We start from the raw sequence: 23113 nt of genomic DNA, 5'->3' as shown, positions 1-23113 counted from the left end.
CACGGCCGTTCAACGATGTGCAGCGTTTCACCCCGGAGGAGGTTGGCGGGTGCCCGAGGAACCGGAGAACGGCTCGCGCGCCGCGTCGTCCTGGGCCGCACCGGCAGGGCCCGCCGATGACGCTTTCCTGCTCACCGCGCCGGCGCCGCGGCCCCGCGCCGTGGTCAAGGCGGATCTGCTGCCCGGGCTCAGCGCGGTGTCGCTGGTGGCGCTGCTCGGAGTGCCGTTGGGGCTCGTGTGGTCGCTGCTGACCCCGTCGCGGCAACGCGAGGTGGCGCCGAGCGGGGAGCTGGTGCCGCTGCTGACGGACACCTACCACGCGTTCGACGCGGTGGCGATCTTCGCGCTGCTGGCCATGACGGCCGGCGTGTGGACGGGCGCGGTGATGTGGATGGTGCGCCGTCGGCGGGGTCCGGTCTACGTGATCGCCGGGGTGCTCGGTTCGGTCGGGGCGTCGTGGCTGGGCACACAGCTGGGTGTGACGTTCGCGGCGTTGTGGTCGCCCTCCGTCGAGCAGCCGCGGCCGGGAGACGTGCTCACCACGCCGCCGGAGGCGCCGACGGCGTGGGTCCTCGTGGCGCAGCCGATGGCGTTCGTGCTGGTATACGCGTTGGCCGCGGCGTGGAACGGGCGGGACGACCTCGGCAGGCGCACCGGTTGATCACCTCCTCGCGGGAACGAGGAGGGGTTGCGCTTCGGTTATCGTGTGGCTGATGCCTGCTTCCAGCACGCATCACGACTCGTCCTTCGGTGTGATGTGCGAGGCCACTGTGGATCTTCCGCTGTTCCCGCTCAACAGCGTGCTGCTGCCCGGCGGATCCCTCCAGCTGCGCGTTTTCGAGAAGCGCTACCGCGAGCTCGTCAGCGATCTGTGCGAGCACGTCGTGCCGGATTTCCGGTTCGGGATCGTGACGATCCGGCAGGGGTGGGAAGTGGGCACCGACAACGTCGATGCGATGTACGACATCGGCGTCATCGCCCGGATGTCCAAGGTGACCTCGCTGCCCGCCGACCAGTACGAGATCACGGCCACGGGCGAGCAGCGGTTCCGCCTGCTGCAGGTCGACTACCACGCCGCGCCGTACCTGATGGCGCACGTCGAGCCGCTGCCCGACACCGAGTCGGAGTCCGACTCCCCGCAGCGGCGCGCACAGCTGGCCGAATCGGCCCGCCGGGTGCGGCGCGAGTACCGGGCCGTCGCGGAGTCGGCCCACCAGCCGGGCGATCCGGAACCGGCCGCGGCGTCCGGGACGGGCGAGGGTCCCGAGGACGTCGCGCAGCTGTCCTACCGGCTCGCCGATGACTGCGTGTTGAGCTCCGAGGACCGCCAGGACGTGCTCTCCGAGACGGATCCGCTGGAGCGGCTGCGGTTGACGAACCGGCTGGTGCGGCAGGAGACGTTCTTCCGGTACCGGCTCGGTGCGGTGCCCGCGGCCCTGGCCGAGTTCTCCCAGGACTCGAGCTCGAACTGATCGCCGTGGCGGTCGCTCGCGGACCGCATCCGCGGCCGGAAGGGCGGCCCGCCGCGGGCGCACCGGTCAGTCCGGCGCGGCCCGCGGGTGGTTGCCGGCCTCCGGCGGGCGGAACACGGCGAACGGGTCGGTGACTTCGAGCTCGTGGTGGGTGAAGCGGAACAGCGCGGGCGGGCGGCCGCCGGAGCGCCCCGCGGGCACGGTGCGGCCGGTGGCGGTGATCGCGCCGCGGCGGGTGAGCACGCGCTGCAGGTTCGTGGCGGCCACTTCGTACCCGAGGGCGGCGGAGTACAGCCGCCGGAGTTCGGTGATGGTGAATTCGCCGGGGGCGAGGGCGAATCCGAGGTTGGTGTAGGACAGCTTGGCGCGCAGTCGTTCGCGCGCGGCGTAGACGATGTGGTCGTGGTCGAAGGCGGTGCTCGGCAGCGCGTCCACGGGCCGCCACTGCGTGTCCGCGGGGATCGCCGGACGGGTGTCGCTGGGCACGAGGCCGAGGAACGCGGTGGCGAGCACGCGTGCGCCGGGCACGCGCTGCGGACCGCTGAAGACCTGGAGCTGTTCGAGGTGGCTGAGCGTGCGCACGTCGACCTTGTCGGCGAGCTGGCGGCGGATCGAGGTGGCCACCTCTTCACCGGTGCTGAGCCGTCCTCCCGGGAGTGACCAGCGGTTTTCGTGCGGCGGGCGGGCGCGCTGCCACAGCAGCACGTGCAGGCGCGCGTCGTGCACCTGCAGCACCGCGGCCAGAACTTCGTGACGTATCTCGCTCCCCGTCGGATCGGTTCCGTTGCTAGGATGAGGCACGTTTTCGATTGTAAGGCGAAAACTGCGGCGGCGAAACGACGCAGTGCAGAAACCGGCCGACCGGCCGGGGGCGTCGTTCGGGACGGGAGGTTCGCATGGCCGCTGACGCCCAGCTCCGGGACCGGGCCGCGGAAGCCGACGTGGTGCCGGACGAAACGTGGGCGCGGGAGATCCGCCGGCTCGCGGACGAGCGCGACGCGGTCATCCTCGCGCACAACTACCAGCTGCCGGAGATCCAGGACATCGCCGACCACACCGGTGACTCCCTGGCGTTGAGCCGCATCGCGGCCGGCAGCACCGCGAGCACCATCGTGTTCTGCGGAGTGCACTTCATGGCCGAGACGGCGAAGATCCTCGGCCCGGACAAGACCGTGCTCATCCCCGAGGAACGAGCCGGTTGCTCGCTGGCCGACTCCATCACCGGCGAACAGCTGCGCGAGTGGAAGGCCGACAACCCCGGCGCGGTGGTCGTGTCCTACGTGAACACCACTGCCGAGGTGAAGGCCGAGACGGACGTCTGCTGCACCTCGTCGAACGCGGTGGACGTGGTCGACTCCATCCCGGCCGAGCAGCCCGTGCTGTTCTGCCCCGACCAGTTCCTCGGCGCGCACGTCCGGCGCGTCGCGGGACGGGAGAACATGGCCGTGTGGGCCGGTGAATGCCACGTGCACGCCGGCATCAACGGTCCGGAGCTGACGCGTCGCGCCGAACAGAACCCGGACGCCGAACTGTACGTGCACCCCGAATGCGGCTGCGCCACCTCGGCGCTCTACCTCGCCGGCACGGGCAGCGTGCCGGACGAACGCGTGAAAATCCTGTCCACCGGGGGCATGCTCGACGCGGCCGAGCAGGCCGAGGCGTCCTCGGTGCTCGTGGCGACCGAGGTGGGCATGCTGCACCAGCTGCGCCGGGCAGCCCCCGAGGTCGACTTCCAACCGGTGAACGAGCGGGCCAGCTGCCGCTACATGAAGATGATCACGCCGGGGGCCCTGCTGCGCTGCCTCACCGACGGCACCGACGAGGTGGACGTGCCCGCCGAGATCGCGCGACGCGCGCGCGGCGCGGTGGAACGCATGGTCACGATCGGCACCCCCGGGGGTGGCGAGTGAACTGGGAGACCCGGTGCGACCTGGTCGTGGTGGGCAGCGGCGTCGCCGGACTCACCGCAGCCCGCACCGCCCGCCAGGCGGGTCTGCGGGTGCTCGTCATCAGCAAGGCCGACTTGAGCACCGGCAGCACCGCGTGGGCCCAAGGCGGCATCGCCTGCGTCGACGGCACCGGCCCCGGCGGGGACAGCGTGCAGCGCCACGTCGCGGACACGCTGACCGCGGGTGCGGGCCTGTGCTCGCCCGAAGCGGTGCACGGGGTCCTCGCCGAGGGCGGCGGTGCGCTGCGTCGGCTGCAGGACAGCGGTGTGCGGTTCGACCGGGACGCCGACGGCGGGCTCGCTCGCACTCGCGAAGGCGGGCACACCGCGTTCCGCGTCGTGCACTGCGGCGGTGACGCCACCGGCGCGGAGGTGCACCGGGCGCTGACCGGCAGCGCCCGTGGTGCGGGCACGCCCGTGCTCGAGCGGCACTGCGTCGTCGACGTGCTGCGCGGTGAGAGCGGAACCGTGGCCGGCGTGCTCGTGCTCGACGAGCACGGCCGCCCCGGGGTGGTGCGCGCCCCGGCGGTGCTGCTGGCCACCGGTGGACTCGGCCAGCTGTACGCGGTGACCACCAACCCCGGCATCGCCGCGGCCGACGGGCTGGCGCTGGCGCTGCGCGCCGGGGCGTGCGTGGCCGATGTCGAGTTCGTGCAGTTCCACCCGACCGTGCTGCGCGCGCCCGACGCCCCAGCCGGCAGCCGGCCGCTGATCACCGAAGCGGTGCGCGGCGAAGGCGGCGTGCTCGTCGACGACGGGGGACGGCGGATCATGGCCGGCGCGGACCCGCGCGCCGACCTCGCGCCGCGCGACGTGGTCGCGGCAGCGCTCGACGAGCACCTGCGCCGCACCGGCGGCAGCCGCGCGTTCCTCGACGCCACGGGCGTGCAGCGGTTCGCCGAGCGCTTCCCCACGGTCACCGAGGCCTGCCGCGCAGCGGGCATCGACCCGACCGCCGAACCGATCCCGGTCGCGCCCGCCGCGCACTACGCCTGCGGCGGGGTCGTCACCGACCTGTCCGGGCGCACCAGCGTTTCCGGGCTGTACGCCGCGGGCGAGGTGGCCCGCACCGGGCTGCACGGGGCGAACCGGCTGGCTTCGAACAGCCTGCTGGAAGGTCTCGTCGTGGGCGAGCGCGCGGCGCGCGCGGTCGCCCGGGACGCGTCCGGCCAACACGGCCGCTGCCGCGCGGCGGATCCGGAGATCCCGGCCCACCCCGTGGTGAACCGGGAGCTGCTGCAGCGCACCATGACGCGGCACGCCGCGTTGCAGCGTTCTGCCGAGGGCCTGCGGGAGGCCGTCGACGCGCTGGACCGCACCGCCGTGGTGCGGCCGCTGCAGGACCGCAGGACCGCGGAGGACTCCGCGCTGGCCCTGGCGGGGCGGACGATGCTCACCGCGGCCGGGTTGCGCACCGAGTCGCGCGGGTGCCACCGGCGCGGCGACTTCCCGGACGCCGATGCGCAGCAGGCCCGCAGCGTGGTGCTGCGGCTGGACGTCTCCGGCGCGCTCATCCGCACCGCGGACGCGGGATCGGCGAGGACGGCGGCATGACCGGCAGCGGTGCGGGGTTGGACGCCGAGTACGTCCGCGCCCTCGTGCGCACGGCCCTGGACGAAGACCTGGCCCGGGGCCCCGATGCGACGACGCGCGCCACCGTCGGGCAGGCGCCGCTGGATGCGGCGATGCACACGCGCGGTGACGGAGTGCTGGCGGGGCTGGAGTTCGTCCGCGAGGTTTTCGACCAGGTCCTGGGGGCGGACTACGAGTGGGTCCGCGACCGCTCCGACGGGGACGCGGTCGCCGCGGGCGACCGCGTGCTGCGGGTGCGCGCGCCCGGTGCGGGACTGCTGACCGCCGAGCGGACCGCGCTGAACCTGCTGTGCCATCTGTCCGGTGTGGCCGGTGCGACCGCCGAGTGGGTGCGGGCCGTGGCCGGCACCGGCTGCCGCGTCCGGGACAGCCGCAAGACGCTGCCGGGGCTGCGCGCGGCGCAGAAGTACGCGGTGCGCTGCGGCGGTGGGGTCAACCACCGGATGGCGCTGGGCGATGCACTGCTGGTCAAGGACAACCACATCGCCGCGGCCGGTTCGGTGGGCGAGGCGATCGGCGCGTGCCGTCGCAGCGCCCCGGGGCTGCCGCTGGAAGTGGAAGTGTCCACGCTGGAGGAACTCGTCGAGGCGCTCGAAGCGGGCCCGGACCTGGTGCTGTTGGACAACTTCACGCCCGCAGGATGCGCGGAGGCGGTGCGCCGGACGCGCAGCAGCGCCCAGCAGGTGCGGTTGGAGGCCTCCGGAGCGTTGACGCTGCAGCGCGCCCGCGACTACGCCGACACCGGTGTGGACTACCTCGCGGTGGGGCGGCTGACGCATTCCGCTCTCGCGCTGGACGTGGGACTGGACATGTAGCCGTGCCGCGAGTCGCGCGTGCGCGGCCGTGCAGCGGCCCCGGCGCGTCCGCGCGCACCCGCGGAGGGCATGATCGCGCCGTGCGGGTCGTGCGGCGCGTGGCCGCACCGCACGCGGCCGAAAGGGGGCGGTGTCGCGATGAACGCGGCCGAGCGCAGCAACGCGCTGCTGGACGGACCGGCGCGGGGACGCAGGATCACCGGACCCGTGCTCGGTGTGGTGGTGGTCCTCGCGTGCCTGCTGGCCGGGCAGTACCTGACCGGCCTGGTGCTGTACCCGCTGCTCGGGGCTTCGCCGCTGGCCGTGCTGCGCGGCGGTGTCGGACCGGTCGACCAGGCGGCGATGCTGCTCAGCGGTGCGGGAGCGCTGGTGCTGCTGGCGCTGTGGCTGCGGTTCAAGGAAGCTCGTCCGTTCGGCAGCCTCGGTTTCCCCGCCACGCGCCGCGTGCCGGCGGTGCTGCTGGTCGGTGCCGCGGTCGCCGCGGTCGCGCTCAGCCTGCCGGTCGCCATCAACCTCCTCGGCGGACAGTACGAGGTGCGCGCGGTGAGCGCCTCGGCGATGGTGCTCGCGCTGCTGCTCGCATTCGCCGTGCAGGCGAGCACCGAGGAGGTCCTCACCCGCGGTTACCTGCTGCAGATCACGCACCGGCGGTGGGGTCTGCCGGCGGCGCTCGCGGTGCAGGCGGTGCTGTTCACGCTGCTGCACGTGACGAACCTCGAGGTCAGCGTCATCGCGTTGGTCAACATCCTGCTCATCGGCGTGCTGCTCGGGTTCTGGGCGGTGACCGAAGGAGGCCTGTGGGGCGTGTGCGCCTTCCACACCGTGTGGAACTGGGCGCAGGGCAACGTCTACGGCATCGAAGTGTCCGGAATGGACCTGGGCACCACCTGGTGGGACGTCTCCGCCGATCCCGCCGGCGCCGCCCCGATCACCGGTGGCGGGTTCGGCGTGGAAGGCAGCGCGATCACCACGCTCGTGCTCGCAGCACTGCTGGTCGCGGTGGTGCTGGTCCGGCGACGCGCCCGGACCGCGGGCGTCGGGGACTCCCGGTGAGCACGCCTCGGGCAGTGGTCGAGAACCGGGTGTGGTCCCGAGCCGGGCCCGGCCGCCACGGGTCAGTTCACGGTGCTGCGCGGGAGGGTGACCGCCGACAACCGCTCCGGCTCCTCGGCCGCGGGTTCGCGGTTGTGCGGCAGCAGTGCCAGCAGTCGGGCCATACCGCAGGTGTTCGTCACCGCCGAGAACACCAGCCCACCGCCGATGGCGGCGGCCAGCCACTTCGCCTTCGGCGCGAGGGTGCTGCCGAGCACGCCGGTGAGCACGAGGCTCCCGGCGGCGAGGCGGACCTGCCGCTCCATCGCCCACTTCTGCCTGTCGTGTTCCACCGGGCCGCCCTGCTGCCGCCAGGCGGCCATACCGCCGTCGAGCACGACCGGATCGCCCAGCTCCGTCCCGGCCAGCAGTCTGCGGGCCTCCTCGGCCCGCGCCCCCGAGCCGCACACCAGCAGCAGCGGATCGTCGTGCGCGCCGGTCAGGTGGTGGCTGTGCGCGCGCAGCAGGTCCAACGGCACGTTGCGCGCACCCGGGATGTGCTCGGCGCGGAACTCGGCCGGGGTGCGCACGTCGATGACCCGGGCGTTCGGTGCGGAGATGAGCAGGGCGCGCGCCGCGCCCTGGTCCAGGCTCTCCGGAAGTAAACTGCTCAAAACCACTCCTCCTCGTACTCGCCGGGGATTCTTCCAGAGAGCACGCCCTGCTGGGGCTGCGCAGGCCCGAACGCCGTGGGTCCAGCTGGATTCGGCGGATCCGGCGGAGGTGAGCGGCACCCCGGGGGCCGCGGGCAGTTCATCCCCCTTGTCGTGCTCGGCTGTCTCGCGGCGCACGTCGCGCGGTTCACGACGCGCCCTGCGGAGTGCTGCCTCCGACGTGGTCAGAACCGGCGGTTGGCGAGCACGGGCAGGCTCGAGCGCGCCTCGTCGACGGTTTCCTGGTCGACGTCGGTGACGAGTACCTCGGGGCTCTCGCCGGCCTGCGCGCGGATCTCGCCGAACGGCGTGGCCGCGAGGCTGTAGCCGATGCCGGTGGGGGCCTTGTCGCTGGGCTCGCGCCCGATGCTGCGCGGGTTCGCCTGGCCGCAGGCCAGCACCCACGTGGTCGAGTCGAGCGCACGTGCGCGGGTGAGCAGTTCCCACTGCTCCCGCTTGCCGGGGCCCGCGCCCCACGAGGCGGCGGTGAGGACCACCGTCGCGCCGCGGTCGGCCAGCGCGGTGTACAGACCGGGGAAGCGGACGTCGTAGCACGTGCTCAGACCGAGCGTGGTCGCGCCGACGGTGATGGTGGCGGGCTCCTCGCCACCGGTGACGGTGCGCGACTCGGCGAAGCCGAAAGCGTCGTAGAGGTGGATCTTGTCGTAGGAGGTCTCCACGTCCGGCCCGGTCGCCAGCAGCGTGTTGCGCACGCGTCCGTCCTCGCCCGGGGTGAACATGCCCGCGACCACGGTCAGTCCCGCCTCGCGCGCCGTGCGGCGCACTTCGTTCGCCCACGGGCCGTCGAGCGGCTCGGCCAGCGGTGCCAGGCGCACGCCGAAGCACGCCATGGTCGCCTCGGGGAACACGGCGACCTGCGCCCCGGCCTCGGCCGCTTCGCGCACGCGGCCGCGAACGAGTTCGAGGTTCTCGCCGGGGTCTGGGGTGGACACGATCTGGCACGATGCGATGCGCATGTCGCCTCCCTCTCTTCGCGGACTTCTCGGCGTGTATACCAGCGTGGCCGGTGCTCGGGGAGGGGAGCGCGGCGTGCGCGCGCGTGCGGCGAGCGCGGTGCGCGTCCACAGTGGGCGGAACGAGCGTGAAACGCATTCGTACGGACGGGGATTGCGCCCGTGCGCACGCCCGGTCCCGGGTGCCTGGCCCTCGGACCCTTGGGCGCGCGGCGGGAACGCGGTTTTGGCAGGATCCGCGGAAGAGGTGACCGCTCCCGGTCACACGCATCGCTGAATGTGGTGGTGCAGTTGCGGCACGTGTCAACGTTCGCGCGTTCCGGCCGATATGACAGGCTGGAAGGACCGCGCGCGGCGAACGGCACGAGGACCCCGCGCACGACGAGACGAGGAGTCGGTTCATGAGTGAGGGCGACGGGACCACCTTCTTGCAGTGGAAGGAACGGGCTCAGTCCGAGACGCGCGAGGACGCGCCGCGGTTCCGGATGATCCTGATGATCGGGGTGATCGTGGTGGTCGCCGCCATCGTGCTGGGATCGCTGGTGCTGTTGCTCAGCTGAGACCATCGCTGCTCAGCTGCGCTCCGACTGCGGGGAAGCCGGGGCGTCGAGCGGTCGGATGTGCAGTCGGGCGATGCGGTGCCCGTCCATGGCGCGCACCGTGAAGCGGTGCCCCAGCGCATCGAGGGTGTCGCCGGACGTCGGTAGTTTGCCGAGCCTGCTGAGCACGAAACCGGCAACCGTGTCGTAGGGGCCCTCGGGCAGGGTCAGACCCACCTGTTCGGCGAGGTCGTCGCAGTGCAGCAGGCCGTCCACGACGTAACCGCCCGCGGAGACCGGGCGCACCGGGGCGGCGTTCGGGTCGTATTCGTCCCAGATGTCCCCGACGACCTCCTCGACCAGGTCCTCGACCGTGACGATGCCCGCGGTGCCACCGTATTCGTCGATCACTACGGTGAGGTGCCCGTGCTGGCGCATCAACGACAACGCCTGCAACACGGGTTTGCTGGTCGGCAGCGACGTGACCGGACGGGCCAGGTCGCCCACGCGGTGGGCTCGGCCGCCCGTCGCGGTGGTGGTCGCGGTGATGTCGGCCAGCAGCAGGTCGCGGACGTGGACGAAGCCGACGACGTCGTCGGCGGTCTCCCGTCGCACCGGGTAGCGCGAGTGCGGTTTGCCGCGGATCTCGCTGATCGCCTCTTCCAGCGGCAGCGCCTCGTCGAGGAAGTCCACTTCCGTGCGCGGCACCATGACCTCGCCGAGGACCAGGCCGCTGGCGTGGAACGTGTCGGTGAGCAGATGCCGTTCCTCCACGCTGAGCTGTTCGTTGGTGCGCACCATGTCGCGCAGCTCCTCCTCGGAGACCGTCTGCGTCGCCGCCTTCGGGTCGAGCCCCAGCAGGCGCACCACGGCGTTCGTGGACACCGACAGCAGCCAGATCAGCGGGCGGGCCAGGGTGGCCATGCGGTCCAGCACGTCGGCCGCGGCCAGGGCGGTGGCTTCCGTGCGGTGCAGCGCCAGCCGCTTGGGAACGAGTTCGCCGAACACCAGCGACAGGTAGGACACGAACAGCGTCACCACGACCAGTGCCACGGATGCGGCCAGACCTGCCGGAAGTCCCCAGTCGCTCAGCGAGGGCTCCAGGCGCACGGCGATGGTCGCGCCGCCGTAGCTGGAGGCGAAGAACCCGGCGAAGGTGACGCCGATCTGCACCGCCGAGAGGAACCGGTTCGAATCGGCCCGCAGTCTCGCCACGCGGGCACCGCGTTTGCTGCGCTGCTCCAGCTGGTGCAGCTGGCTGTCGCGCAACGAGACCAGCGCGATCTCCGCCGCGGCGAAGTAGCCGCCGATCAGGACGAACACCAGCACGAGTAGCAGGTTCCACACGACACCGCTCATCGGCCGAGTCTCGCATCGCGCGGAGATCCACACCGAGCGTTCGACCCCGTGCGCAGGTGCGCTCCGGCAGCTCACTTCTCGCCAGACCGGAAGTGGGCGGCGGGCGACGCGCGCGAGATGCGCCCACTCGTCCGCGCGATCCAGCTGGGTGGCAACCGGGGGCACCGCTGCTGACCGCTGCACGTGCAGTCCGCGAGGCGCGGCACGGCGCTGCCGACCGGTACCGCGCAGCCGCGCCGGAGCAGCTGGTGATCAGCCGCCGGAGCCCGCGCCGAAGGTGAACCGGTGCAGGCGCATGGCGTCGCGGAAGGTGGGCACCGCGGTGTAGGCGCGGAAGATCGCCCGCAACAGCGGGTCGTGCACGGACCCGGTGGCCAGCGCGGCCGCGCTGCGGTCGTCGCAGCGCCGCAGTTCGGGACGGCGGGCGGCGAACTCCTGTTGCCGGTACGTCCAGTGGAACCGGATGTCCTGAGGCAGGACGCGACTGGTGAGCTCGGCGGCGCGTGCGGTCCACGGCGCCACGGTGTCGAAGGCGATCCGTCCGGAGGTCAGCGTGCTCACCGCCTGCTCCAGCAGCGCGTGCACCTGCTGCGGGTGCAGGTACATGAGCACGCCCTCGGCGAGCACCAGCGTCGGGCGATCGCGCGCCACCCGGTCCCACCAGCAGGGATCGGTGACCGAGGAGGGGATCTCCTCCACGGAGGAAGGCAGGTCGTACAGGCGTCGGCGCAGCTCGATCACGTCCGGGTAGTCGACGTCGACCCAGCGTGCCGAGTCCGGCCGCGCCACGCGCAGCGGTCGGCTGTCCAGGCCGCATCCGAGGTGCAGCACCTGGCCGTGCGGATGTTCGGCGAGGAACTGCTCGGTCCAGGCATCGAGGCACCGCGCTCGGGCGCAGATCACCGGCGCGTCGCCGGCGGCGACCAGGCGCAGGCGGGCGGAGTCGTAGTCGATGCGTTCCAGCACGTCGGCGGCGTAGCGGTCACCGAGGATCGGGTGCGGTGACCGCGCGTCCCGCGCCCGCATGTACAGCATCACCAGCAACGTCGCCGCAGCGCCGCGCAGGTCGACCCGCTCGGTGGTCATCTCACCGCCTCCTCGCCGCCCGTCTCGCTGCCGGTCTCCGGCCGGCCGTGCTCTTCCAGGAACCGCCCGATGCGGCGCAGTCTGGCAGATGCAGTTCCGCAGCTAATCCGATGGTGTGGTGATCATTTGTCCTCCAGACGCGTGGGGACAACTCGCAATTTTCATGAAAATTGTGTTCTCTGGGATGGTTCCAGAAAGCTGCTCGCTCGGGGGTGCGGTCGCGGACGGGGCCGCGGAGGTGGAAGGGGTCAGCCCGCCGGGTCGGGTGGGGGCTCGGCGAAACGCCAGTACTGCTCGCGGTCGCGGTCGCGCACGACCACGTCGAGCTCGCGCAGGCGCAGGCGCAGCGCCTCCGGATCGGCGTGGTTGTTCGGCCGCAACGCCCGCTGCCGCTCGGCGAGCAGCGCGTTCGCGCGCAGTGGCAACTCCGGGTCGTCCTCGTCCCACCGCCGGTACCGACCGGCGTGCGGATCCTCGGCGGACCACCGGTAGCCGTGCTCCTGGAACGCCAGCCGCAACTGCCGCGCGTCGAGATTCGCCGCGTACCGCGCCAGCTCCGCGCCGCGCGGGGTGAGCAGCACCAGTTGCCGCCCGTCCAGGAACGCGATGCCGATCGCGTCCGCCTCGAACCGCCGGGTGCGCGTGCCCTGGTGCACCTCCACGGCCTCGCGGGAGACGGTCAGGCTCAGCCGTTCCCGCGCCCACAGCCCGGGAAAGCCCGCACCGATCGCCGCCCCCACCGCGGCGGCGACGGTGCTCGCCCACGGCTCGTCGAAGTACACCGCCAGCTCGAACACGCCCTGGAACGGGAACCACTCCAGTGTGCTGATCCACTCGGCCGCCAGGCGGACGAGCAGGGCGATCACCGCGCCGACCACCGGCATCAGCACCCACGCGCCGCGGCGGACCCAGGCGGAAGCCCGTACGGTGCGTCCGACCGCGGCCTGCCCGCCGGCGGCTGCCGGCTCGGCAGCAGGGGTTCCGGAGGTGGAGGATTCGGTGCTCATGGCGCCAGTATGGCCGCCCGGTCCGACCGGTCGTGCACCCCTCGCGCCGAGCAGCACTGTGACCTGCGTCTCCGCGGAGCCGCGAACGAGGCCCGTGCGGCCGGATGCTGGTGTGGCGTGCGCCGGGAGCGTGCCCGGCGCTGCTCACCGGCGACTACCCTGAACAGGGACGGTCCCGGTTCTGGAAGGATGCCCATGCTTAGCCGTTCCGACCTGCGCGGTCGTGCCCCGTCCACCGTCGAGCTGCGCGCGAGCCTGCCGCGCGCCGAGATGGACGTCGAACACGTGGGGCACGAGGTCGAGCCCGTGCTGGAGGCGGTCCGGCAGCGCGGATCCGAGGCCGCGTTGGAGCTGACCGAGCGCTTCGACGGAGTGCGTCCCGAGTCGGTCCGCGTGTCCGCGGCGGCGATGCGCCGCTCCCTCGACGAACTGGACCCGGCCGTGCGCAAGGCGCTGGAGGAGTCCATCGCCCGTGCCCGCGCGGTGCACCGCGACCAGCGCCGCAGCGACGTGCGCACGCAGGTCGTGCCCGGTGGCACGGTGACCGAGCGCTGGGTGCCGGTCAGCCGCGTGGGGCTGTACGCGCCGGGCGGCCTGGCCGCCTACCCGTCCAGCGTGGTGATGAACGTCGTGCCCGCGCAGGAAGCCGGGGTCGAGTCGCTGGTGGTGTGCAGCCCGCCGCAGGACGCCTTCGGCGGGCTGCCGCACCCGACGGTGCTCGCCGCGGCGCAGCTGCTCGGCGTCGAGGAGGTGTGGGGCATCGGCGGAGCGCAGGCGGTCGCCCTGCTCGCCTACGGCGCCCACGACACCGACGGCGCGGAACTCACCCCGGCCGACATGGTCACCGGCCCCGGCAACGTGTTCGTCACCGCCGCCAAGCGCCGGCTGCGCAGCGTCATCGGCATCGATTCGGAAGCCGGTCCGACCGAGATCGCGATCCTCGCCGACGACGGCGCCGACCCCGTGCACGTCGCCGCGGACCTGATCAGCCAGGCCGAGCACGACACGCTCGCCGCGAGCGTGCTGGTGACCACGTCCGAACGGCTCGCCGACGCGGTCGACGCGGAACTGCGGCGCCAGGCGGCGCGCACCCGCCACGAGGAGCGGATCCGCACCGCGCTGGCCGGGCAGCAGTCCGGGTGCGTGCTCGTGTCGAGCGTCGAGGACGGGCTGCGCGTGGTGGACGCCTACGCCGCCGAACACCTGGAGGTCCAGACGGCCGACGCGGACGACGTGGCCGCGCGGGTGCGCAACGCGGGGGCGATCTTCGTCGGTCCGCACGCCCCCGTGTCGCTGGGCGACTACTGCGCCGGGTCGAACCACGTGCTGCCCACGGGCGGTTGTGCCCGCCACTCGTCCGGGCTGGGCGTGCAGAGCTTCCTGCGCGGCATCCACGTGGTCTCCTACTCGGAGCAGGCCCTGCGCGACAGCGCCGACCACGTGGTCGCGCTGTCCGCGGCCGAGGACCTGCCCGCGCACGGGCAGGCCGTCGCGCTGCGCTTCCCGGCGGAGTACCGGGCACTGGCCGCCGAACTCGATCCCGCCCTGGAAAGCCGCGGCGAGCAGTGACGCGCCGCGGGTGAGCACCAGTCGGCCCCGCGCCCGCACGGGCGCCGGGGCTCGCCGAACAACCCGAGGATTGAACCGATGAACGACCTGCCTGGCACGGGCCTGCCGGGAAGCGGCACCGCGCTGTCCGACCTGCCGCTGCGGGAGGACCTGCGCGGCAGCAGCCCCTACGGCGCGCCGCAGCTGGAGACGACGGTGCGGCTGAACACGAACGAGAACCCGTTCCCGCCGCCGGCGGCGCTCGTCGACGACGTGGCCGAGTCGGTGCGCGAGGCGGCGACCGCGTTGCACCGCTACCCGGACCGCGATGCGGTCGCGCTGCGCGCCGACCTGGCGGCCTACCTCACGCGGGCCACCGGGGTGTCCCTGGGCACGGAGAACCTGTGGGCGGCCAACGGGTCGAACGAGGTGCTCCAGCAGCTGCTGCAGGCCTTCGGCGGTCCCGGGCGCACCGCGCTCGGCTTCGAACCGTCCTACTCGATGCACCCGATCCTGGCCTCGGGCACGCGCACCGAATGGCTGTCCGCGCCGCGCCGCGCGGACTTCGGCCTCGACGGGGAGCGGGCCGCCGCGCTGGTGGCGGAGAAGCGGCCGGACGTCGTGTTCGTGACCAGCCCGAACAACCCCACCGGTCAGTCGTTGGAGGTGGCGGAGCTGCGGCGGATCCTGCGGGCAGCTCCGGGCCTGGTCATCATCGACGAGGCCTACGCCGAGTTCTCCGCGGAGCCCAGCGCGCTGACCCTGCTCGCCGAGTTCCCCGCCCAGCTGGTGGTCAGCCGCACCATGAGCAAGGCGTTCGCCTTCGCCGGCGGGCGGCTCGGCTACCTGGCCGCGGCGCCGGCGGTGATCGAGGCGCTGCTGCTGGTGCGGTTGCCGTACCACCTGTCGGCGCCCACCCAGGCCGCTGCGCGTGCCGCGCTGCGGCACGCCGAGGCCACGCTCGGCTCGGTGCAGCGGCTCGCCGACGAGCGCGACCGGGTCGCTGCTGCGCTGCGCGAGATGGGATTCGACGTGGTGCCCAGCGACGCCAACTTCATCCTGTTCGGACGGTTCACCGAACAGCACCGGGCCTGGCAGCGGTATCTCGAGTCCGATGTGCTCATCCGCGACATGGGAATCGCGCACTACCTGCGCACGACCGTCGGCACGCCGGAGGAGAACGACGCGTTCCTGGCGGCGAGCAAGGGCGTGCTCGACGAACTGGAACGAGGTGCACAGTGACGACTTTCGCTTCCGGAACCCGCGTCGGACGGGTGGAACGCACCACCAAGGAGTCCTCGGTCCAGGTCGAAGTGGACCTGGACGGAACGGGGAAGGCCGATGTGGACACCACGGTGCCGTTCTACGACCACATGCTCGGTTCGCTGGGCACGCACGCGGCGTTCGACCTGACGGTGCGCGCCGGCGGGGACACGCACATCGACGCGCACCACACCGTCGAGGACACCGCCATCGTGCTGGGGCAGGCGCTGCGCCAGGCCCTGGGCGAGAAGAGGGGGATCCGGCGGTTCGGCGACGCGTGGATCCCGATGGACGAGACCCTGGCGCACGCGGCCGTCGACGTCTCCGGCCGGTCGTACTGCGTGCTGGACGGGGAGCCGGAGAAGTACGACGCGTTCACCATCGGCGGCAACTACCCGTTCGTGCTCAACCGGCACGTGTTCGAGTCGATCGCCTTCCACGCGCAGATCAACCTGCACGCGCGGGTGATCCACGGGCGGGATCCGCACCACATCACCGAAGCGCAGTACAAGGCGATCGCTCGTGCGCTGCGCGCGGCCGTGGAACCGGATCCGCGGTTCGCCGACGCGGTCCCCTCCACCAAGGGAAGCCTGTAGGGCTCATGCGAGATTTTCTGCCGATCCTGCTGCTGGGGCTGGCGGGCTTCCTGGGCGGTGGTGCCTACACCACGTGGAAAACCGCGCGGGGCATGGCGATCGTGCTCACCGCGGCTGCGGTGATGGCGGCGGTCGCGGGAATCGGCTGGCTCTTCGGGTAGCGGACATTTCTCGGGCGGGTTCAGGGGGTGGGTGCAAGGGTGGGGTGGAGTGTTTCGGCGGGGGTGGCCCAGTTGAGGGTCCAGCGGGGGCGGGCGTTGAGTTTGTTGGCGATGGTGTCGAGGTCGGCTTGGCTGTGTTGGGCCAGGTCGGTGCCTTTGGGCAGGAAGTCTCGGAGCAGTCGGTTGGTGTTTTCGTTGCTGCCGCGGAGCCAGGGGGTGCCGGGTGGGCAGAAGTAGACGGGCAGGCCGGTGGCGACGGAGAAGTGGGCGTGGTTGGCCATTTCCTTGCCCTGGTCCCAGGTGAGGCTGCGGCGCAGCTGGGTGGGCAGGCGGGTGATGATGCTGGCCAGCGCCTCAGCGACGGCGTCGGCGGTTTTGCCGTGGGGCAGGGCGGTGAGCATCACGAAGCGGGAGTGCCGCTCGACCAGGGTGGCGATTGCTGAGCCACCGCGGCCGAGGATCAAATCGCCTTCCCAGTGGCCGGGCACGGCGCGGTCCTCGGCGTCGGCCGGCCGGGCCGACAGCGGCACCGCGTCCGGCAGCCGGCCCCGCGTTTCGCTGACACGGGTCTGCGGCCGGCGGCGGGAGTGGCGCCGCCGCAGGTAGCGGGTCAGTTCGCGGCGGAACTCGCCGCGGGACTGCACATACAGGCTGCGGTAGATCGTCTCGTGCGAGGTGCGCATGTCCTCATCATGCGGAAACTCCTGCGGCAGCCGGGCCGCGATCTGCCGCGGCGACCACCGGTCGTAGACCAACCGGTCGGCGATCCAGGCGGCCAACTGCGGCCGCTCGGCCAGGGCCGAGCGTTTCGGCCGCCGCGCCCGATCGGCGGCGGCCTGCTCGGCCTGGGCCGGCCGGTAGTGCTCCCGACCGCCGTTGCGGCCCACCTCGCGCGAGACCGTCGACACGGACCGGCGCAGTCCGGCCGCGATCGCGGTAAACGTCTGCTGAGCGGCCAGACCAGCGAAAATATCCTCCCGCTCGGACAGCGTCAACGCCTGCGGATGCCGCCGCCGCGGCGCAGGCGCCATCCCGCCATGCGCATTGAGGACACCCTCCACCGCCGTAGACGACACCGCAACCAGCCGAGCAATCGCGGCCACGGTCGCTCCCTGACGATGCCACCACCACACCCGCTGCTGCTGCAACGACGACACACTCGTAGGCATACCGCCAGTCTTGCACCCACCCCTTGAGCACCCACGAGAAAAGTCGCCGACATTTCTCGAGAAATGTCCGCCTCCCTTCCGGGGAACTAGCGAACGGCGCGGGCGGGGTCGGTGGAGCTCGCCTCCTGTCCGTCGTCATTGGCGTCCCTGCTGCTCGGGGGCGGGCCGGGAGTGGCCGCAGAGGAAGCAGCTGTGTTCTTCGCCGAGCCCCCGGGGCCCGCCGAGCCGTCGGGGGCCGCCGAGTCCGCGGCGCCCGCCGAGCCGTCGGGGTCCGCCGAGTCCGCGGAGTCCTGCATGGTGGCCTCGTCGAACGGTTCCGCGCCGGCGAACACCGCGTTCATGCGGTCGCGGTCGATCTCCTTGGTCCACGCGCCGACGAGGACGGTGGCCACGGCGTTGCCGGTGAAGTTCGTCAGCGCGCGGGCTTCGGACATGAACCTGTCGATGCCGACGATCATGCCGACGCCGTCGACGAGTTCCGGGCGGTGCGACTGCAGGCCGCCGGCCAGGGTGGCCAGGCCCGCGCCGCTGACGCCGGCGGCGCCCTTCGACGCGATGATCATGAACAGCAGCAGCGAGACCTGCTCGCCGACCGACAGCGGATCACCCATCGCCGAGGCGACGAACAGCGAGGCCATGGTCAGGTAGATCGCCGTGCCGTCCAGGTTGAACGAGTAGCCGGTCGGCACGGTGATGCCCACGACCGGTTTGCTCACCCCGAGGTGCTCCATCTTGGCGATCAGGCGCGGCAGCGCGGCCTCCGAGGAGGAGGTGGCCACGATGAGCAGGTACTCGCGGGCGAGGTACTTCAGCAGCGTGAAGATGTTCACCCGGGCGACCAGCCACAGGATCGGTCCCAGCACGACGAACACGAACAGCACGCAGGTGACGTAGAAGCCGAGCATGATCACCGCGAGGCCCTGCAGCGCGTCCACACCGGTCGCGCCGACCACGGCGGCGATGGCGCCGAACGCGCCGACCGGAGCGATCCACATGACCATCGACAGGATCTTGAACACGAGCTTCTGCAGGTGTTCGATCCCGCGCAGGATCGGTTTGCCCGAGTCGCCGAGGGCCTGCAGCGCGAAGCCGGTCAGCAGCGCGACGAGCAGGGTCTGCAGCACTTCGCCGTCGGTCAGCGCCGACACCAGCGAGGTCGGGATGATGCCGAGCAGGAACTCCGCGGTGGACTCGCCGCCCCCGTCGAGCTGCTGCGCACCCTGGCCGGCCATCTCCTGGGTCATCTGCATCCCCTCTCCGGGGTGCAGCACGTTGCCCACGAGCAGGCCGATGATCAGCGCCACGATCGACATGACCATGAAGTAGGCGAGCGCGAGCCCGCCGACCTTGCCGACCTTCGCCGCTTGCCGGATGCTGCCGACGCCGAGCACGATCGTGCAGAAGATGACCGGTGAGATCATCATCTTGATCAACTCGACGAAGGCGCTGCCCAGCGGTTTCAGCGCCGTTGCCGCGTCCGGGGCCGCGAACCCCAGCGCGATCCCGCCGAGCACCGCGGCGATCACCGCGATGTAGAGGTAATGCGTCCGGTCCCGGCGCCGCGCGGGCGCCGCTGCACGCGCAGTCATGCACACTCCTTTGCCGCCGAAGGGGCTCGTGACCCGCGCGTTCACGGACCGTGTCGCGGGTCACGCCACAAACCGGAGGAAACTATCGGAGCCGGTTGTCCCCGTCGTCACGGTTGTGTTCATTGAGTTCACGTTCGAGTCATCGAGCCGACACCGCGCGCTCACCGGGCGGGTGGTCTCGTCCGGCGCGGCTGCGGCGGTGGAGCCTGGCGCGCCGCCTGTTCGTGCTGCAGGTGGTGGTCGTCGCCGTCGTCGTGCTGGCCGGTGCCGGTCTGGCCTGGTACGACGCGTCCCGGCGCACCCATCGCGAGGCCACCGAAGAGGTCGCTGCGGTGGCGCGCACGCTGGCGTCCCTGCCCGAGGTGCGACGCGCCGTGCGCGGGCCGGAGCCGAGCCGGGCGTTGCAGCCGCTCGCGGAACAGGCGCGCGCCGAGACCGAAGTCGCCTTCATCACGATCATGTCGCCGGCGGGCGTGCGCTACACCCATCCCGACCCGCGGCGCATCGGCGAGCACTTCGTCGGGCACATCCCCCGGGGTGGCGGGCAGCTCACCGAGACCTACACCGGAACGCTCGGACCGTCGGTGCGGGCGGTGGTGCCGGTCAACGACGACGCGGGCGGGCTGCACGGGTTCGTCTCCGCGGGGATCAAGCTGCAAGTGCTGGGCAGCGAGCTGCGCACGCAGCTGCTCGCCCTCGGTGGCGTGGCGGTCGGTGCGCTGGCCGTCGGCGGTGCGCTCACCGCGCTGGTCAGCGCCCGGCTGCGCCGCCACACCCACGGGCTCACCCCGGAGGAGCTCGCGCGGCGCTCCGACTTCCACGAGGCGACGCTGCACGCGGTGCGGGAGGGGTTGCTGCTGATCTCCCCGCGCGGTCGGGTGGGCCTGTGCAACGACGGCGCCGCCGAACTGCTCTCCCGGCCCGTCGAACAGCTGGAGGGCGCGCGGGTGGTCGAGCTCGGCCTGCCCGCGCAGCTGACGGACGCGCTCGCCGGCCACGAGTCGGTGCGCGACGAGGTGCACGTGACCGACGACCGGGTGGTGGTAGTCAACGTGTCCCCGGTGCGCAGTTCCGGGATGCAGGAGGGGACCGTGGTGACCCTGCGCGACCACACCGAGCTGCAGGCGCTGAGCGGCGAGCTGGATTCGGTGCGGGGGTTCGCCGAGGCCCTGCGCTCGCAGGCGCACGAATCCGCCAACCGGCTGCACGCGGTGGTTTCGCTGGTCGAGCTCGGCCGCACCGAACGGGCCGTCGAGTTCGCCACGGCGGAGCTCGCCGCGGCGCAGGAACTCACCGACCGCGTCGTCGGGGCGGTGACCGAACCGGTGTTGGCGGCGCTGCTGCTGGGCAAGAGCGCCGATGCCGCCGCTCGGGGAGTGGAGCTCGTGCTCGCCGAGGAGATCGAGGTCGACGATGCCATCATCGAGCACGTCCGACCGGGCGACCTGGTCACGATCGTCGGCAATCTCGTCGACAACGCGGTGGAAGCGGTGCAGGACCGGTCGAATCCGCAGGTGACCGTGGACGCGCGGTCCGAACCCGACGGGGTGTGGTTCGAGGTCGCCGACAACGGTCCCGGCGTCGACGCGGAGTCCGTGCGCAGCCTGTTCCGGCGCGGCTGGTCGACGCGCGGCGGGTCCGACCGCGGCCTCGGGCTGGCCTTGGTGGGGCAGGCCGTGCGCCGTCACGGCGGGAGCGTTGACGTGCAGTACGACGAGGGGGCGGTGTTCACCGCGTGGTTGCCGGCCGCGGGCAGCGCCGGTGCGCAGCACGGGGCGGAGGCGCAGGACCCCGACGCGGAGCAGGACCCCGACGCGGAGCAGGACCCCGACGCGGGGCGCGGGAGCGACCGGACGGAGGGACAGGCTTGATCTCGGTGCTGGTGGTGGAGGACGACCCCGTCGCGGGACAGGCGCACGACAGCTACGTGCGCCGCATCGACGGGTTCACCGTCGTGGGCAGGGCCGCCACCGGGCAGGAGGCCCTGCGGTTCGTCGAGCACCATCCGGTCGACCTCGTCCTGCTGGACGTCCGGTTGCCGGACATGGACGGGCTGCGGGTGGCGCGGGCGCTGCGCACCACCGGCAGCGGCACCGACGTGATCGCGGTCACCTCGGCCCGCGACCTGAAGGTGGTGCGCGCGGCGGTCTCCAGCGGCGTGGTGCAGTACCTGCTCAAACCGTTCACGTTCGCCGCCATGCGGGACAAGCTGGAGCGCTACGCCCGGTTCCGCGCCACGCTCGGCGACGACCGGGACGTCAGTGGGCAGGCCGAGATCGACCGCGCTTTCGCCGCCCTGCGGGAGGAGAGTCCGACCGCTCTGCCCAAGGGCATGGCCGAGGAGACGCTGGACGCGGTGATCGCCGTGGTGCGCGCCCACCCGGAGGGGGTCTCGGCCGGGGAGGTCGGAAGGGAGACCGGAGCCTCGCGCGTGACCGCCCGCCGGTATCTCGAGTACCTCGCGCAGCAGGCGGTGGTGGTGCGTGCGCCGCACTACGGTGGCGTGGGCAGGCCGGCCGTGACCTACCAGTGGGCCGACGCGGAGTGACTACCCAGTAAGGAGTTTTTCAAATTGGTTTGCGTAGCGAGGTCGGTGGCGGAACCTCAGCGCTTCCCTGGACTGCGGGTGCCCCTCCTCATGTAGCCACCTACACAGCGTCGGGACCGTCCTCGCCAGGAAAACGCTGAGAACCCGCAGGCACTGTCGTTGCTCAGACGAGTCAGAGCAAGCGGCTGCACCGCTGATGAAACAGGCCGCAGCAGGGACTTTGTCGGGTCATTCCGCGTGCGGGGCGGGGCGCTCGCCGGTGCGGCCGCGGCGGTCGGCGCGGGGTTGCAGCACCGGTGAACCCGGCCCCTGGGCGGCGAGCGCGTCGTCCGGGTTGTGCAGCGAGCAGGCGCGCAGCGACAGGCAGCCGCAGCCGATGCAGCCGGTGAGCCGGTCGCGCAGGCGCTGCAACCCGTCGATGCGCGCGTCGAGCTCGTCGCGCCAGCGCCGCGACAGGCGCGCCCAGTCGGCCTTCGTGGGTGCGTGCTCGTGCGGCAGGGTGTCCAGCGCTTCGGCGACCTGCTCGAGGCTGAGCCCCACGCGCTGGGCGGCGCGGATGAACGCCAGCCGGCGCAGCACGGCGCGTTCGTAGCGGCGCTGGTTGCCGCTGGTGCGACTGGCGGTGATCAGGCCGCGGTCCTCGTAGAAGCGCAGCGCCGTCTGCGGGACCCCGCTGCGCCGCGCGACCTCGCCGATCGTCAGCTGCTCCGCTCGCTTGGTCATGCCCGCAGCCTACGCGGACTTCGACCATACTTCAGAGATGCACGGGGTGGACGGCCTGCGCGCCGGGAACGGCGGGTACTCTGAGGTCCGTGACACGAGTGGTCGTACTGGATTACGGGTCGGGCAACCTGCGCTCCGCCGAGCGCGCGCTGGAGCGCGCCGGTGCCGAGGTCGAGGTCAGCTCCGACCACTGTGCTGCCGTGGAGGCCGACGGGCTCGTCGTTCCCGGGGTGGGTGCGTTCGCGGCGTGCATGCGCGGCCTGCTCGCCGTGGGCGGCGACAAGATGATCGACCAGCGGCTCTCCGGCGGGCGACCGGTGCTGGGGATCTGCGTCGGTATGCAGGTGCTGTTCGAGCGCGGCGTCGAGCACGGCATAACCGCCGACGGGTGCGGCCAATGGCCCGGTACGGTGCAGCGACTGCACTCCGAGGTGCTCCCGCACATGGGGTGGAACACGGTGCAGTTCCCCGCCGGCAGCACCCTGTTCGCCGGTCTCGACGAGGGGACGCGGTTCTACTTCGTGCACTCCTACGGTGTGCTGGACTGGAACTCCGCGGACTCCGGATTCTCGCCGGCGCGGGTGAGCTGGGGCGAGCACGGTGGTGCCTTCGCGGCGGCGGTGGAGCAGGGACCGCTGGCGGCCACCCAGTTCCACCCGGAGAAGTCCGGTGAAGCCGGAGGCCAACTGCTGCGGAATTGGGTGGCGGCGCTGTGACACGACGCTACGGACTGATGGGCCAGGGCAAGGCGACTCGCATGATCGCGGTGCTGCTCGTGTTCGGGCTCGCCGCCGGCTTCGGCCTGCCCCACCTGTCCCAGGCGGGTGTGCCGATGTGGCTCGTGCTCGTGCTCGCGATGCTCCTCGTCGGCCTGCCGGTGTACGCGGTGGCGCGCGCCGAGCGCCGCTGACCGCTGCTGGCCGTCGCCGGTCGGCGTGCGGACCGCGCGTCGGGTGCGGCCGCGGGCGTCGTAGGCTG

The 23113-nt window shown here is 72.3% G+C and carries 24 protein-coding genes; 15 read left to right on the top strand and 9 right to left on the bottom strand.

The genetic code is table 11. The annotated features are described in order from the left end of the window. Positions 1-49: 49 nt before the first annotated feature. Both ACVGV2_RS15300 and ACVGV2_RS15295 read left to right on the top strand, forming a co-directional pair. The gene (locus tag ACVGV2_RS15300) at positions 50-661 is read left to right on the top strand and encodes a DUF2567 domain-containing protein (RefSeq protein ID WP_459163043.1); all 612 of its coding nucleotides are present in this window, start codon (positions 50-52) and stop codon (positions 659-661) included. A gap of 52 nt (positions 662-713) precedes the next feature. Next, positions 714-1472 carry an LON peptidase substrate-binding domain-containing protein gene (locus tag ACVGV2_RS15295; protein ID WP_459163042.1) on the top strand — a complete coding sequence of 253 codons (759 nt, stop codon included), beginning with the start codon at positions 714-716 and terminating at the stop codon, positions 1470-1472. Positions 1473-1538: 66 nt separating this feature from the next. Here ACVGV2_RS15295 and ACVGV2_RS15290 read toward each other — a convergent pair whose 3' ends face one another. Beyond that, entirely contained in the window at positions 1539-2273 is a 735-nt protein-coding gene (locus ACVGV2_RS15290) for an NUDIX hydrolase (protein ID WP_459163041.1), read from the bottom strand. Positions 2274-2368: 95 nt separating this feature from the next. Here ACVGV2_RS15290 and nadA point away from each other — a divergent pair, with 95 nt between their 5' ends. From nadA to ACVGV2_RS15270, 4 genes are all read left to right on the top strand, one after another. Beyond that, on the top strand, positions 2369-3382 hold the full coding sequence (nadA, locus tag ACVGV2_RS15285) for a quinolinate synthase NadA (RefSeq protein ID WP_459163040.1): 1014 nt from the start codon (positions 2369-2371) through the stop codon (positions 3380-3382). Further along, entirely contained in the window at positions 3379-4974 is a 1596-nt protein-coding gene (locus ACVGV2_RS15280; RefSeq protein ID WP_459163039.1) for an L-aspartate oxidase, read from the top strand. Before nadA ends, ACVGV2_RS15280 begins: the two co-directional genes overlap by 4 nt. Beyond that, entirely contained in the window at positions 4971-5828 is an 858-nt protein-coding gene (gene nadC, locus ACVGV2_RS15275; RefSeq protein ID WP_459163038.1) for a carboxylating nicotinate-nucleotide diphosphorylase, read from the top strand. The genes ACVGV2_RS15280 and nadC overlap by 4 nt, the downstream gene beginning before the upstream one ends. A gap of 138 nt (positions 5829-5966) precedes the next feature. Beyond that, the gene (locus ACVGV2_RS15270; protein WP_459163037.1) at positions 5967-6881 is read left to right on the top strand and encodes a CPBP family intramembrane glutamic endopeptidase; all 915 of its coding nucleotides are present in this window, start codon (positions 5967-5969) and stop codon (positions 6879-6881) included. Between the two features lie 62 nt (positions 6882-6943). Here the strand turns inward: ACVGV2_RS15270 and ACVGV2_RS15265 are convergent, their stop codons facing one another. Continuing rightward, on the bottom strand, positions 6944-7534 hold the full coding sequence (locus ACVGV2_RS15265; protein ID WP_459163036.1) for a rhodanese-like domain-containing protein: 591 nt from the start codon (positions 7532-7534) through the stop codon (positions 6944-6946). Between the two features lie 224 nt (positions 7535-7758). Beyond that, the gene (locus ACVGV2_RS15260) at positions 7759-8550 is read right to left on the bottom strand and encodes a carbon-nitrogen hydrolase family protein (RefSeq protein ID WP_459163035.1); all 792 of its coding nucleotides are present in this window, start codon (positions 8548-8550) and stop codon (positions 7759-7761) included. Between the two features lie 398 nt (positions 8551-8948). Here ACVGV2_RS15260 and ACVGV2_RS15255 point away from each other — a divergent pair, with 398 nt between their 5' ends. Then, on the top strand, positions 8949-9107 hold the full coding sequence (locus ACVGV2_RS15255) for a hypothetical protein (RefSeq protein WP_459163034.1): 159 nt from the start codon (positions 8949-8951) through the stop codon (positions 9105-9107). 12 nt (positions 9108-9119) lie between these two features. On the opposite strand, the gene ACVGV2_RS15250 is transcribed toward ACVGV2_RS15255, so the two are convergent. The 3 genes from ACVGV2_RS15250 to ACVGV2_RS15240 all read right to left on the bottom strand — a co-directional run bounded on the left by ACVGV2_RS15250 (position 9120) and on the right by ACVGV2_RS15240 (position 12538). Beyond that, positions 9120-10445, bottom strand: coding sequence for a hemolysin family protein (locus ACVGV2_RS15250; protein WP_459163033.1), 1326 nt, complete (start codon positions 10443-10445; stop codon positions 9120-9122). Positions 10446-10697: 252 nt separating this feature from the next. Then, positions 10698-11531 carry a class I SAM-dependent methyltransferase gene (locus ACVGV2_RS15245; protein ID WP_459163032.1) on the bottom strand — a complete coding sequence of 278 codons (834 nt, stop codon included), beginning with the start codon at positions 11529-11531 and terminating at the stop codon, positions 10698-10700. Between the two features lie 248 nt (positions 11532-11779). Further along, on the bottom strand, positions 11780-12538 hold the full coding sequence (locus tag ACVGV2_RS15240) for a YqeB family protein (protein ID WP_459163031.1): 759 nt from the start codon (positions 12536-12538) through the stop codon (positions 11780-11782). A gap of 195 nt (positions 12539-12733) precedes the next feature. On the opposite strand from ACVGV2_RS15240, the gene hisD reads away from it, so the two are divergent. The 4 genes from hisD to ACVGV2_RS15220 all read left to right on the top strand — a co-directional run bounded on the left by hisD (position 12734) and on the right by ACVGV2_RS15220 (position 16106). After that, positions 12734-14107 (top strand): histidinol dehydrogenase, encoded by a 1374-nt coding sequence (gene hisD / locus ACVGV2_RS15235; RefSeq protein WP_459163030.1) that lies wholly within the window; start codon positions 12734-12736, stop codon positions 14105-14107. A gap of 78 nt (positions 14108-14185) precedes the next feature. Continuing rightward, complete coding sequence (locus ACVGV2_RS15230; protein WP_459163029.1) at positions 14186-15328, top strand: histidinol-phosphate transaminase; 1143 nt, start codon at positions 14186-14188, stop codon at positions 15326-15328. Continuing rightward, the gene (gene hisB, locus ACVGV2_RS15225; protein WP_459163028.1) at positions 15325-15945 is read left to right on the top strand and encodes an imidazoleglycerol-phosphate dehydratase HisB; all 621 of its coding nucleotides are present in this window, start codon (positions 15325-15327) and stop codon (positions 15943-15945) included. The genes ACVGV2_RS15230 and hisB overlap by 4 nt, the downstream gene beginning before the upstream one ends. Before the next feature lie 5 nt (positions 15946-15950). Beyond that, positions 15951-16106 carry a hypothetical protein gene (locus tag ACVGV2_RS15220; RefSeq protein WP_459163027.1) on the top strand — a complete coding sequence of 52 codons (156 nt, stop codon included), beginning with the start codon at positions 15951-15953 and terminating at the stop codon, positions 16104-16106. A gap of 20 nt (positions 16107-16126) precedes the next feature. Here the strand turns inward: ACVGV2_RS15220 and ACVGV2_RS15215 are convergent, their stop codons facing one another. After that, positions 16127-17275, bottom strand: a complete 1149-nt coding sequence (locus ACVGV2_RS15215; RefSeq protein WP_459163026.1) for an IS30 family transposase — start codon at positions 17273-17275, stop codon at positions 16127-16129. Positions 17276-17361: 86 nt separating this feature from the next. Then, the gene (locus tag ACVGV2_RS15210) at positions 17362-18864 is read right to left on the bottom strand and encodes a cation:dicarboxylate symporter family transporter (protein ID WP_459163025.1); all 1503 of its coding nucleotides are present in this window, start codon (positions 18862-18864) and stop codon (positions 17362-17364) included. A gap of 191 nt (positions 18865-19055) precedes the next feature. Between ACVGV2_RS15210 and ACVGV2_RS15205 the strand changes: the two genes are divergently transcribed. Continuing rightward, positions 19056-20735: a sensor histidine kinase gene (locus tag ACVGV2_RS15205; RefSeq protein ID WP_459166011.1), complete on the top strand. Its 1680-nt coding sequence runs from the start codon at positions 19056-19058 to the stop codon at positions 20733-20735. Beyond that, positions 20732-21412 (top strand): response regulator, encoded by a 681-nt coding sequence (locus tag ACVGV2_RS15200; protein WP_459163024.1) that lies wholly within the window; start codon positions 20732-20734, stop codon positions 21410-21412. Before ACVGV2_RS15205 ends, ACVGV2_RS15200 begins: the two co-directional genes overlap by 4 nt. Positions 21413-21640: 228 nt before the next feature. On the opposite strand, the gene soxR is transcribed toward ACVGV2_RS15200, so the two are convergent. Continuing rightward, positions 21641-22135 carry a redox-sensitive transcriptional activator SoxR gene (gene soxR, locus ACVGV2_RS15195; RefSeq protein ID WP_459163023.1) on the bottom strand — a complete coding sequence of 165 codons (495 nt, stop codon included), beginning with the start codon at positions 22133-22135 and terminating at the stop codon, positions 21641-21643. Positions 22136-22224: 89 nt separating this feature from the next. Between soxR and hisH the strand changes: the two genes are divergently transcribed. Together hisH and ACVGV2_RS15185 are read left to right on the top strand one after the other, a co-directional pair. Beyond that, entirely contained in the window at positions 22225-22851 is a 627-nt protein-coding gene (gene hisH, locus ACVGV2_RS15190) for an imidazole glycerol phosphate synthase subunit HisH (protein ID WP_459163022.1), read from the top strand. Next, positions 22848-23045: a hypothetical protein gene (locus tag ACVGV2_RS15185; RefSeq protein WP_459163021.1), complete on the top strand. Its 198-nt coding sequence runs from the start codon at positions 22848-22850 to the stop codon at positions 23043-23045. Before hisH ends, ACVGV2_RS15185 begins: the two co-directional genes overlap by 4 nt. Positions 23046-23113: the final 68 nt, after the last annotated feature.

This window comes from Bounagaea algeriensis, from assembly GCF_054491375.1.
This window is presented reverse-complemented; position numbering and strand designations above follow the sequence as displayed.

Excerpts from the sequence above, each read along its gene's own strand:
- ACVGV2_RS15270 (WP_459163037.1), top strand. The coding sequence starts at position 5,967 with ATGAACGCGGCCGAGCGCAGCAACGCGCTGCTGGACGGACCGGCGCGG.
- ACVGV2_RS15295 (WP_459163042.1), top strand. The coding sequence starts at position 714 with ATGCCTGCTTCCAGCACGCATCACGACTCGTCCTTCGGTGTGATGTGC.
- ACVGV2_RS15220 (WP_459163027.1), top strand. The coding sequence starts at position 15,951 with ATGCGAGATTTTCTGCCGATCCTGCTGCTGGGGCTGGCGGGCTTCCTG.
- ACVGV2_RS15260 (WP_459163035.1), bottom strand. The coding sequence starts at position 8,550 with ATGCGCATCGCATCGTGCCAGATCGTGTCCACCCCAGACCCCGGCGAG.
- ACVGV2_RS15245 (WP_459163032.1), bottom strand. The coding sequence starts at position 11,531 with ATGACCACCGAGCGGGTCGACCTGCGCGGCGCTGCGGCGACGTTGCTG.
- hisD (WP_459163030.1), top strand. The coding sequence starts at position 12,734 with ATGCTTAGCCGTTCCGACCTGCGCGGTCGTGCCCCGTCCACCGTCGAG.
- nadA (WP_459163040.1), top strand. The coding sequence starts at position 2,369 with ATGGCCGCTGACGCCCAGCTCCGGGACCGGGCCGCGGAAGCCGACGTG.
- soxR (WP_459163023.1), bottom strand. The coding sequence starts at position 22,135 with ATGACCAAGCGAGCGGAGCAGCTGACGATCGGCGAGGTCGCGCGGCGC.
- ACVGV2_RS15230 (WP_459163029.1), top strand. The coding sequence starts at position 14,186 with ATGAACGACCTGCCTGGCACGGGCCTGCCGGGAAGCGGCACCGCGCTG.
- ACVGV2_RS15215 (WP_459163026.1), bottom strand. The coding sequence starts at position 17,275 with ATGCCTACGAGTGTGTCGTCGTTGCAGCAGCAGCGGGTGTGGTGGTGG.
- ACVGV2_RS15240 (WP_459163031.1), bottom strand. The coding sequence starts at position 12,538 with ATGAGCACCGAATCCTCCACCTCCGGAACCCCTGCTGCCGAGCCGGCA.
- ACVGV2_RS15250 (WP_459163033.1), bottom strand. The coding sequence starts at position 10,445 with ATGAGCGGTGTCGTGTGGAACCTGCTACTCGTGCTGGTGTTCGTCCTG.
- ACVGV2_RS15255 (WP_459163034.1), top strand. The coding sequence starts at position 8,949 with ATGAGTGAGGGCGACGGGACCACCTTCTTGCAGTGGAAGGAACGGGCT.
- nadC (WP_459163038.1), top strand. The coding sequence starts at position 4,971 with ATGACCGGCAGCGGTGCGGGGTTGGACGCCGAGTACGTCCGCGCCCTC.
- ACVGV2_RS15210 (WP_459163025.1), bottom strand. The coding sequence starts at position 18,864 with ATGACTGCGCGTGCAGCGGCGCCCGCGCGGCGCCGGGACCGGACGCAT.